Raw genomic sequence first — 14675 nt, 5'->3', positions numbered from 1 at the left:
GCCGGATGGCTGGGTTATTGCCGGTCCTCTGACGTGCGAATATTCAACTTTTACAACTGAATGATCCCACCTCGGCGGCGGCGGTGCGACGCGGCGATTTCACATGATCACGGCGCGTGGATATGCGTTGTTTCGACCGGTTTCGCGGGCCGTCTAATTGATCTTTTCCGGCGTCGGATTTGGTAAGTTCCTGGCCGGAATCCGAATAGTTCCGACAAGATCTGGTTTCCGCGTCCGCGTCGGCGGGCGGCCGATCTTCCCACGATGTGATACTGCCGATGACCCGGGTGGGGGCGTCCACCGGCCCCGGGCGTTTAAGGTCGGATGCATGCAACCCTGGTCATCGGTTCCCGTGCCTCAGGTGCCGGGCACACCAAGCCCTCTGCGCCTCTTCGACACCGCCGCCGGTGAGATCAGGCCCACCGAACCCGGGCCCGTCGCGCGGATGTACGTCTGCGGCATCACGCCGTACGACGCGACCCATCTCGGCCACGCCGCGACCTACCTGGCGTTCGACCTGGTCCACCGGGTTTGGCTGGACAACGGTCACCAGGTGCACTACGTGCAGAACGTCACCGACATCGACGACCCGCTGCTGGAGCGCGCCGAGCGCGACAGCGAGGACTGGATCGTGCTCGCGATGCGCGAGACGGCGCTGTTCCGCGAGGACATGGAGGCGCTGCGGGTGGTGCCGCCGGCCGACTTCGTCGGCGCGGTCGAGTCGATCCCGGAGATCGTCGAGGCCGTCGGCAAGCTGCTGGCCTCCGGCGCGGCCTACCGGGTCGACGACGAGTACCCCGACATCTACTTCCGGCACCAGGCCTCCGGCCGCTTCGGCTACGAGTCCAACTACGACGACGCGACCATGCTCGCCTTCTTCGGTGAGCGCGGCGGCGACCCGGATCGCAGCGGCAAGGAGCACCCGCTGGACGCGCTGCTGTGGCGGGCCGCCCGCGACGGCGAGCCGTCCTGGGAGTCCGAGCTCGGCGCCGGCCGGCCGGGCTGGCACCTGGAGTGCTCGGTGATCGCGCTGAACCGGCTCGGGCTCGGCTTCGATGTGCAGGGCGGCGGCTCGGACCTGATCTTCCCGCACCACGAGTTCAGCGCCGCGCACGCCGAATCGCTCACCGGCGAGTTCCCGTTCGCCAAGCACTACGTGCACGCCGGGATGGTCGGCCTGGACGGCGAGAAGATGTCGAAGTCCAAGGGCAACCTGGTGTTCGTGTCCCGGCTGCGCGGCGACCGGGTGGACCCGATGGCCATCCGGCTGGCGCTGCTGGACGGCCACTACCGCGCCGACCGCGAGTGGACGGCGGACGCGCTGACCGGCGGCGCCGCGCGGCTGGCGCGCTGGCGGGAGGCCGTCGCGCTGGAGTCGGCTCCGGAGGCGGAGAAGACGCTCGCGCGGCTGCGCGAGCGGCTGTCCGACGACCTGGACACCCAGCAGGCGCTGAGCGTGATCGACGCCTGGGCCGACGAGGCGCTGACCGCCGGTGGTTCCGACAGCGGCGCGCCGCGGCTGATCCGCACCGCCGTCGACGCGTTGCTCGGCGTCGAGCTCTGAAACCGACGATCAACACGGAGAGTGAACGGAAGCCGGTTGTTCGGCTTCCGTTCACTTTTTGGTGGATCTGTTCGATCCGGGTTCCGCAATTCGTGAAATCCGGCAAAAGGTGCCGGTCAGCGCGTGGTATCTACCACTCGTAGAACGTTTCCGCATGCCGCATGGACTTCGCCAACCCCGTCTGGTTGGATCTTCCTCGGTTACTGGGAGCGATGGACCAATCCGCTGCGACGAATGGTGGATTGGGTCTGTTGTGCCCGGAAGTTCGGGGAAACCAAGGGAAGGTGGTCGGGGAGATGCGGAAGGTCCTGATCGTCGGGGCGGGACAATCCGGGTTGCAACTGGGGCTCAGCCTGCAGGCGCTGCGCTACGAGGTGACGTTGATCTCGGCGCGGACGCCGGCGGAGATCCGGGGCGGCCGGGTCATGTCCACGCAGGTCATGTTCCGGACCGCGCTCGGGTACGAACGGGAGCGCGGCCTGAACCTGTGGGAGGAACGGGCGCCGAAGATCACCGGGCTGCGGCTGTCGGTGGGCGGCCCGGACGGCTCCCGGGTGCTGGACTGGCGGGGCGAGCTGACGGACTTCGCGCAGTCGGTGGACCAGCGGGTGAAGCTGGCCGGTTGGCTGGAGCTCTTCGCCGAGCGCGGCGGCGCCGTCGAGTACCGCCACATCGGGGCGTCGGACCTGGACGCGCTGAGCCGGGGCTACGACCTGGTGCTGGTCGCGGCGGGGGCCGGGGAGCTCGGTCGCATCTTCGAACGGGACTCGGCGTGGTCCCCGTTCGTCGAGCCGCAGCGAGCGCTGGCGGTGTCCTACCTGCGCGGCGCCGCGTGGTCGTCCGATGTGGACGATTCGGGGCTGGTCCGGTTCAACTCGGTGCCGGGCGTGGGCGAGGTCTTCGTCATCCCCGGCTACACCGAGGGCGGGCCGTGCGACATCCTGTTCTTCGAAGGCGTCCCGGGTGGGCCGCTGGACTGCTGGGCCGATCGCCCGGGTCCGGCGGAGCACCGGGCGCGGATGCTGGAGCTGCTCCGCGCTCACCTGCCGTGGGAGTACGAGCGGTTCGCCGACGCGGAACTGACCGACGACCGGGCGGTGCTGGCCGGCGGGGTGACCCCGGTGGTGCGCAAGCCGGTCGCGCGGCTGCCCTCCGGGACGGCGGTGCTGGGCATGGCGGATGCGGTGGTGGTCACCGATCCGGTCACGGGGCAGGGCGTCAACAGCGCGAGCAAGGCGGCGGAGTCCTATTTGGACAGCATTGTGCGGCGGGCGGACCGGCCGTTCGACCGCGAGTGGATGCAGGACACCTTCGACCGGTTCTGGGACTACGCCCGGCACGTGGCGGTGTGGAGCAACGCGATGCTGAAACCGTCGCCGCCGCACGTGCTGCGGCTGCTCGGCGCGGCGGTGGAGATCCCGGCGATCCGGAACCGCTTCGCGAACGGCTTCGACGACCCGGCGGACTTCGAGTCCTGGTTCCTCGACCCGGCCGGGGCCGAGAACTACCTCGAATCGCTCACCGCATGACACCGGGCGCCTGCCGCCGAGCGGTTCGGCGGCAGGCGCCCGGCGCCCGGGTCAGTAGGCGTCGTGGGCCTTGGCGAACTCGTTGTCGTGGTAGGCGTCCCAGTTGATCGACCACGCCATCAGGCCGCGCAGGGCCGGGTAGGTGCCATGCGGCTGGTACGGGCCGCAGCCGGTGCCCGCGCGCAGGCAGTCGAGCGCCTTGTGGACCTCCGGGACCGGGGTGAAGCCGTTGCCCGCCGGGTTGGCCGCGGGCAGGCCGATGGCGACCTGTTCCGGCGCCAGCGGCGCGAAGGCGTTGTCCGGGTTCTTCGCCAGCGGGAAGCCGGTCAGCAGCATGTCGATCATCGCCACGTGGAAGTCCGCGGTGCCCATCGTGTGGTACTGGTCGTCCAGGCCCATGATCGGGCCCGAGTTGTAGTTCTGGACGTGCAGCAGGTCCAGGTCCGCCCGCAGCGCGTCGATCACCGGCAGGTACGAGCCGGCACGCGGGTCGGCGCCGGTACCGCCGCCGTAGTGCTGGTAGCCGAGCTGCACGAAGAACGTCTCCGGAGCCATGGTCAGCACGAAGTCCGGGCCGTAGCGCTCGTTCAGCGCCCGGAGCGCGGCGATCAGGTTGACCACGACCGGCGTGGTCGGGTTCTTCAGGTCCGTGTCCCCGGGGGCGAGCTCCAGCGAGTGGCCCTCGAAGTCGATGTCGATGCCGTCGAGGCCGTAGCGGTCGATGATCGCGGCGGCGGATTCGACGAAGGCGTCGCGCGCGCCCTCGGTCTCCAGCCGCACCTGCCCGTTGGCGCCGCCGACCGACAACAGCACCTCCTTGCCCTCGGCCTGCTTGGCCTTGATGCCGGCGATGAACTCCTCGTCGGTCTCGACGTTCGGGCATTCGGCGGCCGGGCAGCGGTTGAACTCCAGCCGGCCGGAGGTGGGGGAGGTGGGTTCGGCGAAGGCGAGGTCGATGACGTCCCATTCGGCGGGCACGTCGGCGATGCGCACGTAGCCGGAGCCGTTGGCGAAGCTGGCGTGCAGGTAGCCGACCAGGGAGTGGGCCGGGATGTCCGGCGCGGCGGGTTCGGGGGCGGCCGCCGCGGTGGCGGGCAGCGCCAGCCCGACCAGGCCGACCAGGGCGGCGAGCGCGGTGCGCATCCGTGGCATGGGAGTGCTCCGATCCGTTGGAAGTGATCTGGGGCACAACAAAAAATGGACTAGACCACTACGCGAGTCAAGGTCCAGTCCATTTGTCGCCAACGGTCGCGAAAGCGCCGGTCAGCCCGGTCCGGGGCCCAGCGGTCCCTTGCCGCCGGGGCCGCCCGGGCCGCGGCGGCGCAGGTAGCGCTCGAACTCCGCCGCGATCGCGTCCCCGCTGGCCTCGGTCAGCTTGACCTCGGCGTCCCCGCGCTCCTCCAGCGCGCGGACGTAGTTGCGGACGTCCTCGTCCTCCTCCGCCATCTCGCTGACGGTCTGCTCCCACTCCTCGGCCTGCTCGGGCAGGTTGCCCAGCGGCACCTCCACGTCGAGCGCCTCCTCGACCCGGTGCAGCAGCGCCAGCGTGGCCTTCGGCGACGGCGGCTGCGACACGTAGTGCGGCACCGCCGCCCAGAACGAGATCGCCGGGATGCCGGCCTGCACGCAGGCGTCCTGGAACACGCCGACGATCCCGGTCGGGCCCTCGTAGCGGGAGCGCTCCAGCCCGTAGCGGGCCGCCGACTCGGTGTCGTAGGCCGCGCCGCTGACCGGCACCGGCCGGGTGTGCGGCGCGTCCGCGAGCAGAGCGCCGAGGGTGACCACGGTGCGGGCACCGATCCGCTCGATCTGCTCGACGAGCTCGGCGCAGAACGCCCGCCAGCGCATGTTCGGCTCGATGCCGTGCACCAGCACCACGTCGTGATCGCAGCCGGGCGGGCGGCAGACCGTCAGCCGCGTGGTCGGCCAGGAGACCTGGCGGGTGATGCCGTCCACCAGCTTGACCGTGGGCCGGGTGACCTGGAAGTCGTAGTACGGGTCCGGGTCCACCTCGCTGAGCGGCTCCGCGTCCCAGATGAGCTGCAGGTGCTCGATCGCGGAACTGGCGGCGTCGCCTGCATCGTTCCAGCCCTCGAAGCCCGCAATAACAATGGGGTTCTCCAGCTGCGGAAGGTCCTGCTTCTCGCTCACGCGAACCTCCCTCCGAAGCTGCGGTTCGATCGCGTCGGTTGTGTAAGCCCAGCGTTCCAGCCCTCGAAGGCGCTGACGACGATCGGGTCGGTCAGCTGGGGCAGTTCGGCGCGCTGTTGTCCGGTGAGGTGTGCGTCGCGATCGGTCACGGCGCCAGCCTACGACGCCACGCCGACGTGAGCGCCCGACGTCCCCGCCGAACATCATCCGCCTCGCGCGAACACCCGGAAGCCCCGGTTCCGGTTTGACGAGAGGAGGTAGGGGCCAGACCCTTTACTCGAGTCACCGTGGGGTGCCAGCGGCCGAGGGAAGCCGATCCAGCCAGTGGACAGCACCGGAGCGTCACCGAGCGAGGGGACCGGGATATCCCCGAGATCCCGGCTGCGGTTGTCGATCGGCCGCCGCCCGAAGGACCTGGCCAAGCTGGGCCTCGTCGGCGGGCTGCTCACGCTGAGCGTGCTGCTGGTCCTGGTGCCGGCCAACCCCGTCGAGCTCGCCGTCTACCAGCAGCTGGAGCAGATCCCGGCGGTCACCGACCCGCTGTGGGTGGTGCTCACCTGGGTCGGCGGCTGGGCCGGGATCGCCGGGGCCACCGCGGTGGCGATGTACTTCGGCTGGATCCGGGTGGCGCTGCTGTGCGCGGTGTCGGGCGCGGCGACCTGGGTGCTGGCCGGGGTCATGCAGCACGTGCTGGGCGCTCGCCCGGTGTCCGGGCCGTTTCCCGGGCCGCCGGGCGGTTTCCCGTTCCCGGCGGGCGAAGTGGCCATCGTGACCGTGCTGGCGGTGGTCGCCGCGCCCTACCTGGGCCGCACCGCGCGGTACCTCGGGTGGGCGCTCGCCGTGCTGGTCGGGGTGGCGGTGGTGCACCTCGGCGGGCACCTGCCGCTGGACGCCGTGGGCGGCGCGCTGCTGGGGTGGGGCGTCGGCCTGCTCTGCCACGTCGTCTGGGGTGCGCCGGGGCGGAAGGTCTCCGGCCAGGTGATCCTGGGCGAGCTGGAGCTGGCCGGACTGGAACCGATCTGGATCGTCGCGCTGCGGCACCGGCTGCTGGAACCGCGGGAGTTCGCCGTGGGCACCACGGTGGGGTGGACGCTGCGCGCGAAGGTGGTGCGGCGGATGAGCCGCCGTGCCGGGCCCTGGTACAAGATCAAGCGCCTGCTCACGCTGCTCGACGTCCAGGACGAGCCGCGCCTGTCGACGCCGCACCACGAGGTGGAGCACGAGGCCTACGTTACCCTGCTCGCCGAACGGGCCGGGGTGCGCACCCCGCAGGTCGTGCTGGCCTGCGACGTCAAGCACGCCCCCGCGCTGCTGGTGGTCCGCCAGGTGCCCGGGCGCCGGTTGTCGGAGCTGCGCGGCGACGAGATCGACGACGAGCTGCTCGCCGCGATCTGGGCGCAGCTCGCGGCCCTGGCCGAGGCCCGCATCGCCCACCACGACCTGCGCGCGAAGAACGTCCTGGTGGACGGTGCGAACCGGCCGTGGCTGCTCAGCTTCACGTTCAGCCACGCGGGCGCGGACTCGGCGCGCCTCGCCCAGGACCTGGCCGAGGCGCTGGTGTCGATGGCGGCGGCGGTCGGCACCGAGCGCGCGGTGCGAAGCGCGATCGTCTCGCTGCCCGCGGAGCAGCTCGCGGCGGCGCTGCGGAACCTGGTGCCGCTGGCGCTGCCGCGACGCATCAGGAACCAGGCGCAGCGCGGGCGCTTCCTGCTGGCCGAGCTGCGCGAAACCCTGGCGGACGGGCTGGGCCTGCCGATCCCGGGCTTCCGCTCGCCGGTCCGCCCGATCACCGTGATCGGCCTGCTGCTCATCGCCGCTGCGGTGTACCTGCTGCTCCCGGAGCTGTCCAGCATGGGCGAGGTGCTCACGGCGGTGCAGCACGCCAACTGGGCCTGGCTGGCGGTGGCGGTCGTGACCGGGTTCGTCGCGATCCTGCTGTCGTCCATCTCCGTGCAGGGCTCCAGCCGGATCCCGCTGCCGTTCTGGCGGACGTTCCTGGTGCAGATGGCGGCCGCGTTCACCGGGCGCACCACGCCCGGCGGCGCCGGGTTCTTCGGCATCAACGTGGTCTACATGGAACGCCTCGGGCTGCGGCGGCCGCTGGCGGTCGGGGTGACGCTGCTGAACCAGGCGGGCACCGGGGCGGTGGCGTTCGTGGTGGCCGTGATCGGCGTGTTCGCGGTCGGCCTGTCCGGCACGTTCACCAACCTGTCGATCCCGACCGGCTGGCCGGTGCTGGTCGGCACCGCCGCGGTCGTGGTGGTCGCGGCGGCCGTGATCGCCTCGCCGTTCGGCCGCCGCCGGATCGTCGCGCCGTCGCTGGAGGTCGGCCGGGAACTGGTGGAGACGCTGCGCCACCCGGTCCGCGCGCTCCAGCTCTTCGGCGGGGCGTTGGGTTACCTCGTGGTGTCGGGGCTGGGCCTGGCCGCGTCGCTGGCCGCGCTGCACTCGGACTTCTCCTGGACGGCCGTGACGGTCGTGTTCATCATCGGCAACACCCTCGGGCACCTGGTGCCCTCGCCCGGCGGGCTGGGCGCGGTCGAGGCGGTGCTGCTCGCGGGCCTCGGAGCCATGGGCGTGCCGGCGACGGCGGCGATCACCGGAGTGCTGATCTCCCGCCTGCTGACGTACTGGCTGCCGGTCCTCCCCGGTATAGCAGTGTTCCGCTACCTCCAGCACCGAGGCCTCATCTAGGCACCGAGCCGCAGCCGTACCACAGTGTGGGAATTCGGTTGGGACGCGCTCGTACGCTGGTCGGTATGCCGCATTCTCCCTGGTCGCCACTGCTGGAGGCGCTGGAGCGCCGGGTTCTCGTCGCCGACGGTGCGATGGGCACCATGCTGCAGGAGGTGCCGCTGGGCCTCGACGACTTCGCGGGCCTGGAGGGCTGCAACGAGATCCTCAACGCCACCCGCCCGGACGTGGTGCGCGGCGTGCACCGCGGCTACCTGGCGGCCGGGGCGGACGCGATCGAGACGAACACCTTCGGCGCGAACCTGGCCAACCTCGGCGAGTACGGCATCGCCGACCGCATCCGCGATCTCTCCGAGCGCGGCGCGCGGCTGGCCCGGGACTGCGCCGACGAGTTCGCCACCGCCGGGCAGCCGCGGTTCGTGCTGGGCGCGATGGGGCCGGGCACCAAGCTGCCGACGCTGGGGCACGTGACCTTCGAGGCGCTGCGCGACGCCTACGAGGAGCAGACCGTCGGCATGCTCGACGGCGGGATCGACGCCGTGCTGGTGGAGACCTCGCAGGACCTGTTGCAGACCAAGGCTTCGGTGCTGGCCGCCAAGCGCGGCATGGCGCGGGCCGGGCGGCGGGTGCCGATCATCGCGCAGGTGACGGTGGAGACCACCGGCACGATGCTGCTGGGCACCGAGATCACCGCCGCGCTGACCGCGCTGGAGCCGCTGGGCATCGACCTGATCGGGATGAACTGCGCGACCGGTCCGGCCGAGATGAGCGAGCACCTGCGGCAGCTGGCCAAGCAATCGCGGGTGCCGCTGTCGGTGATGCCCAACGCCGGGCTGCCGCAGCTCGGCCCGAACGGCGCGGTGTACCCGCTGACGCCGGAGGAGCTGGCCGAGGCGCTCGCCGAGTTCGTCGCGCAGTACGGCGCCCGGCTCGTCGGCGGCTGCTGCGGCACGACCGGCGAGCACATCCGCCAGGTCGTCGAGGCGGTGCGCGACCTGGCGCCGCCGCGGCGCGAGCCGCAGCCCGAGCCGGGCGTCAGCTCGCTGTACCAGGCCGTGCCGTTCGCCCAGGACGCGTCGGTGCTGGTGATCGGCGAGCGCACGAATGCCAACGGCTCCAAGGCGTTCCGCGAGGCGATGCTGGAGGGCGACTACGCCTCCTGCGTCGAGATCGCCAAGGCTCAGACCCGCGACGGGGCGCACTTGATCGACCTCTGCGTGGACTACGTGGGCCGCGACGGGGCGGCCGACATGGCCGAGCTGGCCGCGCGGCTGGCCACCGCCTCGACGCTGCCGGTGATGCTGGACTCGACCGAGCCGCCGGTGCTGCGCGCCGGGCTGGAGCGCCTCGGCGGCCGGTGCGTGGTCAACTCGGTCAACTACGAGGACGGCGACGGCCCGGATTCCCGCTACCGCCGCGTCATGGAGCTCGTCCGCGAGCACGGCGCCGCGGTGGTGGTGATGTGCATCGACGAGGACGGGCAGGCCCGCACCAGGGACTGGAAGCTGCGGGTCGCGAACCGGATGATCGACGACCTGACCTCGAACTGGGGGATGGCGGAGTCGGACATCATCATCGACACCCTGACGTTCCCGATCTCCACCGGCCAGGAGGAGGTCCGCAGGGACGGCGTCGAGACCATCGAGGCGATCCGCGAGCTCAAGCGCACGCGCCCGGAAGTCCGCACCACGCTGGGCATTTCGAACGTCTCCTTCGGACTGAACGCGGCGGCGCGGCAGGTGCTGAACTCGGTGTTCCTCAACGAGTGCCGGGAGGCGGGGCTGGACACGGCGATCGTGCACGCCTCGAAGATCCTGCCGATGAACAAGATCCCGGACGAGCAGCGGGAGGTCGCGCTCGACCTGGTGTACGACCGGCGCCGCGAGGGCTACGACCCGCTGCAGCGGCTGATGGAGCTCTTCGAGGGGCAGACCGCGAAGTCCAGTCGGGCGTCGCGGGCCGAAGAACTCGCGGCGCTGCCGTTGTTCGAGCGCCTGGAGCGGCGGATCGTCGACGGCGAGCGCAACGGGCTGGAAGCCGACCTGGACGCGGCGATGGCGGAGAAGCCGCCACTGGGGATCATCAACGAGAACCTGCTGGCCGGCATGAAGGTCGTCGGCGAGCTGTTCGGCTCGGGTCAGATGCAGCTGCCGTTCGTGCTGCAGTCCGCCGAGGTCATGAAGGCCGCCGTCGCCTACCTCGAACCGCACCTGGAGCGGGAATCCGCCGCGGGCAAGGGCACTCTCGTGCTGGCCACCGTCAAGGGCGACGTGCACGACATCGGCAAGAACCTGGTCGACATCATCGTGTCCAACAACGGCTACAACGTGGTCAACCTCGGCATCAAGCAGCCGATCGGCACGATCCTGGACAGCGCGCAGCAGCACCGCGCGGACGCCATCGGCATGTCCGGGCTGCTGGTGAAGTCCACCGTGATCATGAAGGAGAACCTGGCGGAGCTCAACGCCAGGGGAGTGGCCGAGAAGTACCCGGTGCTGCTCGGCGGCGCCGCGCTGACCCGGTCCTATGTGGAGGGTGATCTCGACGAGCTCTACCGCGGCGAGGTGCGCTACGCCCGGGACGCCTTCGAGGGCCTGCGGCTGATGGACTCCATCATGGCCCGCAAGCGCGGCGGCGTGATCGTCCCGGACCAGGCCGAGGAGGCGAAGAAGGCCGAGCGCAAGGCCCGCCGGGAGAGGTCGCTGCGGATCGCCGAGAAGCGCAAGGCGACGGCCGAACCCGCGCCGGTGACCCGCTCGGACGTGGCCGCCGACGTGCCGGTGCCCACGCCGCCGTTCTGGGGCGGGCGCGAGGTGCGCGGCGTGCCGGTCGGCGAGTACTCCGCCTACCTGGACGAACGGGCCACGTTCTTCGGCCAGTGGGGGCTGCGCGGCGCGAAGGGCGGCCCGACCTACGAGGAACTCGTAGAGTCCGAGGGGCGGCCGCGGCTGCGGTACTGGATGGACCAGCTCGCCACCGAGGGGATCCTGCAGCACGCGGCGGTGGTCTACGGCTACTTCCCGTGCGTGTCCGAGGGCGACGACCTGGTCGTGCTGGAGGACGCCGCGGCGGACGCGCCGGAGCGCTGCCGCTTCGCGTTCCCGCGCCAGGCCCGCGACCGGCACCTGTGCCTCGCGGACTTCTTCCGCTCGCGGAAACGCGCCGAGGCATCCGGGCAGGTGGACGTGCTGCCGCTGCAGCTGGTCACGATGGGCCAGCCCATCGCCGACTTCGCCAACGAACTGTTCGCCCGCAACGCCTACCGCGACTACCTGGAGATCCACGGCCTCGGCGTGCAGCTCACCGAGGCGCTGGCGGAGTACTGGCACCGCCGCGTCCGCCAGGAGCTGCTGTTCGCCTCGGGCGTTCCGGTGGCGGCCGACGATCCGTCCACTGTGGAGGAGTTCTTCCGGCTGGGCTACCGCGGCGCCCGCTTCTCCCTCGGCTACGGCGCCTGCCCGAACCTGGAGGACCGCGCCAAGATCGTCGAGCTGCTGCGGCCGGAACGCATCGGCGTGACGCTGTCCGAGGAGTTCCAGCTGCACCCGGAGCAGTCCACCGACGCGATCGTCGCCCACCACCCGGAGGCCAAGTACTTCAACACCTGAGCTACCGCTCGTCGTTCCGGTTCACCGCCTCGTAGGCGGTCTTGACCGGGGCCCAGCCGCGCGTCGATTGCTCCGATCGTGGCCGGTGGGGCGGGGGGCGACGAGGGATTGGACACTTTCGCTGGGGAGGCCGGACCTCGGGTGCTGTACTGGTAGCGGTCCTGGCCCACACCTCTTCCCGGAACGGAGATCTCTGAGTGACCCGCGACGCCGGTCAGAACTCGCCCGCCGCAGTGCTGTTCGACATGGATGGCACGCTCGTCGACTCCGAGAAGCTGTGGACCATCGCGCTGGACGACTACGCAAGGCATCGCGGGGGCGCGCTCACCGACGCCACCAGGGAAGCGATGGTCGGCTCCAACATGACGCGCAGCATGCGACTGTTGTTGGTCGACGTCGGGATCGCGGGCGTCCCAGAAGACGTCAGCACCGAGGAAGTCGACGCGGCGGCGAAGTGGGTCGCGGCCCGCATGGAGGAGCTGTTCGAGCTGGGCCTGCCGTGGCGGCCGGGCGCGCCGGAGGCGCTGCGCGAGGCCCGCGAGCTGGGCATCCCCACCGCGCTGGTGACCTCCACGATCCGCTCCCTGACGGAGCTGGCGCTGGAAACTCTCGGCCGGGACTCGTTCGACGTGACGGTCTGCGGCGACGAGGTGGACGGCAAGAACAAGCCCGAGCCGGAGCCGTACCTGAAGGCCGCGCGCCTGCTCGGCGTCGACCCGGCGCGGTGCGTCGCGATCGAGGATTCCCCGACCGGGGTTGCCGCGGCGGAGGCCGCCGGCTGCCTGGTGATCGCCATCCCCTGCGAGGTGCCGCTGCAGCCCGGCCCGCACCGGGTCCTGCGCGACTCGCTGGCGGACGTGGACTTCGCCGCCCTCGGTGAGCTGTTCGCCCGGGCGGCGTGATGATCGACGTGCCGATCGTGCTGGCCGGGTACGGGCCGGTGGGGCGGGAGTACGTCGAGCTGATCCGGCGGCATCGCGCGCGCTGGCGCGACACCTACGGCGCCGACCTGCACGTCGTCGCGGTCCGCGGCCGGCAGTCGCAGGTCCGGGTCGACGGCGCCGTGCCGTCCCGCGGGCAGTGGGATCCCGCCGGTGAGTTCGCCGAACTGCTCGCCGGCGCCCGGGTGCTGGCGCAGGCCGTGCCCTCGGACGGCAGCGACCAGCCCGCGCTGGACGCCCTGCAGGCGTTGCAGCAGGGCGCGCACGTCGTGACCGCGACGAAGTCGCACCTGCTCACGCATTGGCGGAAGCTCGACGAGGCCGCGCGCCGGGCCGGGCGGTCGGTGCGGATCTCCGGGGCGACCGGCGCCGCGATGCCCGCCGGTGACCTGGCCCGCTCGGTGCTGCGCGGCTTCGACGTCCGCGCCGTGCAGGGCTGCCCGAACGGCACCGCGACCTTCGTCCTCGACCAGATCGCCGCAGGTCACGGCCTGGCCGGCGCGGTCGTCGACGCCCAGCGGCAGGGCATCGCCGAGGCCGACCCCACCGCCGACCTCTCCGGCAAGGACGCCGCGACCAAGCTGCGGCTGATCACCGGCCTGCTGTGGGGCTGGGACCCGGCGGACGTCGCGGTCGCGGCGGAGCCGATCCGCGAACCGCTGCCGCCGGTGCCGGAAGGCCACCGGCTCCGGCAGGTCGCGAGCGCGCAGCGCGAGGAGCCGGGCCTGGTGCGCGTCGAGCTGCGCGCCGAACCCGCGGCGAGCACGTTCGGCGCGCTGCTCGGGCCGGAGAAGGCGATCAGCTACGACTGCGGCGAAGCCGGGACGGTCGCCGTCTCCGGCGGCCGGTCGAGTCCGCGCGGCGCGGCGCTGGCCATGGTCAAGGACACGCTGGGTGCGGTGCTGGAGGCGACCACCGGGTTCCACTGAGGTGTCCGGCGGGTGACGCGCCGTGATGAAACCCGCAAACGAGCGGGTCCGCCTTCTGGTTCGGCGGCCCGGGATGCAAGGATCGTGGACTGTGAAGACCTTCGACGAGTTGTTCGCCGAACTGCAGGAACGAGCCCGGACCCGTCCGGAGGGCTCGGCGACGGTGGCCGCGCTCGACGCCGGGACGCATGCCCAGGGCAAGAAGGTCCTCGAAGAGGCCGGCGAGGTGTGGATCGCCGCCGAGCACGAATCGGACGAACAGCTCGCCGAGGAGATCTCGCAGCTGCTGTACCGGCTGCAGGTCATCATGCTGGGGCGCGGACTGTCCCTTGAGGACGTCTACCGCTACCTGTGAACCCAACCCAGGAATAAACCGAGGAGAACAAGTTCCATGCTGCGTGTGGCTGTGCCCAACAAGGGCACCCTCGCCGGTCCCGCATCCGAGATGCTCGCGGAAGCCGGGTACCGGCAGCGCCATGAGCAGCGGGACCTCACCGTCCTGGACACCACCAACGACGTCGAGTTCTTCTTCTTGCGCCCCAAGGACATCGCGATCTACGTCGGTTCCGGCGAGCTCGACCTCGGGCTCACCGGCCGCGATCTGGCCCGCGATTCCGGCGCCCCGGTAGAGGAGCGGCTCGCGCTCGGCTTCGGCGGTTCCACGTTCCGCTACGCCGCCCCGGCGGGCCAGCACGACTGGACCGTCGCGGATCTGCAGGACAAGCGGATCGCCACGTCCTACCCGAAGCTGGTCACCAACGACCTCGCGCAGCACGGCGTGACGGCCGACGTCATCCGGCTCGACGGCGCGGTGGAGATCTCCATCCAGCTCGGCGTCGCCGACGCCATCGCCGACGTGGTCGGCTCCGGCCGCACGCTGCGCCAGCACGGCCTGGTCGCCTTCGGCGAGCCGATCTGCAACTCCGAGGCGGTGGTGATCGAGCGCCGCGGTTCGGACGACGAGCAGGCCAAGAACCAGCTGATCGCCCGCCTGCAGGGCGTGGTGTTCGCCCAGCAGTACGTGATGCTGGACTACAACTGCCCGCGCGACCTGCTCGACGACGCCACCGAGGTGACGCCGGGTCTGGAGTCGCCGACCATGTCGCCGCTGGCCGATGACCGCTGGGTGGCGGTGCGCGCGATGGTCTCGCGCAAGGACGCCCCGGCGATCATGGACCGCCTGTCCGCCGTCGGGGCCAAGGCGATCCTGTCCTCCGACATCAGGGCCTGCCGCCTCTGACAGCCTGTTTCCGGGCTTG

Annotated in this window: 11 protein-coding genes; 8 read left to right on the top strand and 3 right to left on the bottom strand. The window is 71.3% G+C overall.

The window, feature by feature from the left end; genetic code table 11:
- Window positions 1–328: 328 nt before the first annotated feature.
- Complete coding sequence (gene mshC, locus BLW84_RS01025) at window positions 329–1564, top strand: cysteine--1-D-myo-inosityl 2-amino-2-deoxy-alpha-D-glucopyranoside ligase (protein WP_093260210.1); 1236 nt, start codon at window positions 329–331, stop codon at window positions 1562–1564.
- A gap of 296 nt (window positions 1565–1860) precedes the next feature.
- Complete coding sequence (locus BLW84_RS01020; RefSeq protein WP_093260513.1) at window positions 1861–3093, top strand: styrene monooxygenase/indole monooxygenase family protein; 1233 nt, start codon at window positions 1861–1863, stop codon at window positions 3091–3093.
- Between the two features lie 51 nt (window positions 3094–3144).
- Here the strand turns inward: BLW84_RS01020 and BLW84_RS01015 are convergent, their stop codons facing one another.
- From BLW84_RS01015 to BLW84_RS47165, 3 genes are all read right to left on the bottom strand, one after another.
- Window positions 3145–4236 carry a chitinase gene (locus BLW84_RS01015; protein ID WP_245760851.1) on the bottom strand — a complete coding sequence of 364 codons (1092 nt, stop codon included), beginning with the start codon at window positions 4234–4236 and terminating at the stop codon, window positions 3145–3147.
- A 120-nt stretch (window positions 4237–4356) separates the two neighbouring features.
- Window positions 4357–5244, bottom strand: coding sequence for a PAC2 family protein (locus BLW84_RS01010; protein ID WP_093260206.1), 888 nt, complete (start codon window positions 5242–5244; stop codon window positions 4357–4359).
- Window positions 5241–5393: a hypothetical protein gene (locus tag BLW84_RS47165; protein WP_177226197.1), complete on the bottom strand. Its 153-nt coding sequence runs from the start codon at window positions 5391–5393 to the stop codon at window positions 5241–5243. The genes BLW84_RS01010 and BLW84_RS47165 overlap by 4 nt, the downstream gene beginning before the upstream one ends.
- 175 nt (window positions 5394–5568) lie before the next feature.
- Between BLW84_RS47165 and BLW84_RS01005 the strand changes: the two genes are divergently transcribed.
- The 6 genes from BLW84_RS01005 to hisG all read left to right on the top strand — a co-directional run bounded on the left by BLW84_RS01005 (window position 5569) and on the right by hisG (window position 14656).
- Window positions 5569–7938 (top strand): lysylphosphatidylglycerol synthase domain-containing protein, encoded by a 2370-nt coding sequence (locus BLW84_RS01005; RefSeq protein WP_143060829.1) that lies wholly within the window; start codon window positions 5569–5571, stop codon window positions 7936–7938.
- 65 nt (window positions 7939–8003) lie between these two features.
- Window positions 8004–11546, top strand: a complete 3543-nt coding sequence (metH, locus tag BLW84_RS01000; protein ID WP_093260202.1) for a methionine synthase — start codon at window positions 8004–8006, stop codon at window positions 11544–11546.
- 197 nt (window positions 11547–11743) lie between these two features.
- Window positions 11744–12448 (top strand): HAD family hydrolase, encoded by a 705-nt coding sequence (locus tag BLW84_RS00995; RefSeq protein ID WP_281247347.1) that lies wholly within the window; start codon window positions 11744–11746, stop codon window positions 12446–12448.
- Complete coding sequence (locus tag BLW84_RS00990) at window positions 12448–13416, top strand: homoserine dehydrogenase (RefSeq protein WP_093260200.1); 969 nt, start codon at window positions 12448–12450, stop codon at window positions 13414–13416. The genes BLW84_RS00995 and BLW84_RS00990 overlap by 1 nt, the downstream gene beginning before the upstream one ends.
- A 91-nt stretch (window positions 13417–13507) precedes the next feature.
- Window positions 13508–13771, top strand: a complete 264-nt coding sequence (locus BLW84_RS00985) for a phosphoribosyl-ATP diphosphatase (RefSeq protein ID WP_093260198.1) — start codon at window positions 13508–13510, stop codon at window positions 13769–13771.
- A 36-nt stretch (window positions 13772–13807) separates the two neighbouring features.
- Entirely contained in the window at window positions 13808–14656 is an 849-nt protein-coding gene (gene hisG, locus BLW84_RS00980) for an ATP phosphoribosyltransferase (RefSeq protein ID WP_093260196.1), read from the top strand.
- Window positions 14657–14675: the final 19 nt, after the last annotated feature.

The sequence above is a fragment of the Saccharopolyspora shandongensis genome (assembly GCF_900106995.1).
Classification (GTDB): domain Bacteria; phylum Actinomycetota; class Actinomycetes; order Mycobacteriales; family Pseudonocardiaceae; genus Saccharopolyspora; species Saccharopolyspora shandongensis.
The sequence above is the reverse complement of the archived record's forward strand: the minus strand, read 5'-3'. Positions and strand labels throughout refer to the sequence as shown.

Bases quoted from the DNA above. Each gene is read 5' to 3' on its own strand.
- mshC (WP_093260210.1), top strand. From the start codon at position 329: ATGCAACCCTGGTCATCGGTTCCCGTGCCTCAGGTGCCGGGCACACCA.
- BLW84_RS01020 (WP_093260513.1), top strand. From the start codon at position 1,861: ATGCGGAAGGTCCTGATCGTCGGGGCGGGACAATCCGGGTTGCAACTG.
- BLW84_RS01015 (WP_245760851.1), bottom strand. From the start codon at position 4,236: ATGCGCACCGCGCTCGCCGCCCTGGTCGGCCTGGTCGGGCTGGCGCTG.
- metH (WP_093260202.1), top strand. From the start codon at position 8,004: ATGCCGCATTCTCCCTGGTCGCCACTGCTGGAGGCGCTGGAGCGCCGG.
- BLW84_RS00990 (WP_093260200.1), top strand. From the start codon at position 12,448: ATGATCGACGTGCCGATCGTGCTGGCCGGGTACGGGCCGGTGGGGCGG.
- hisG (WP_093260196.1), top strand. From the start codon at position 13,808: ATGCTGCGTGTGGCTGTGCCCAACAAGGGCACCCTCGCCGGTCCCGCA.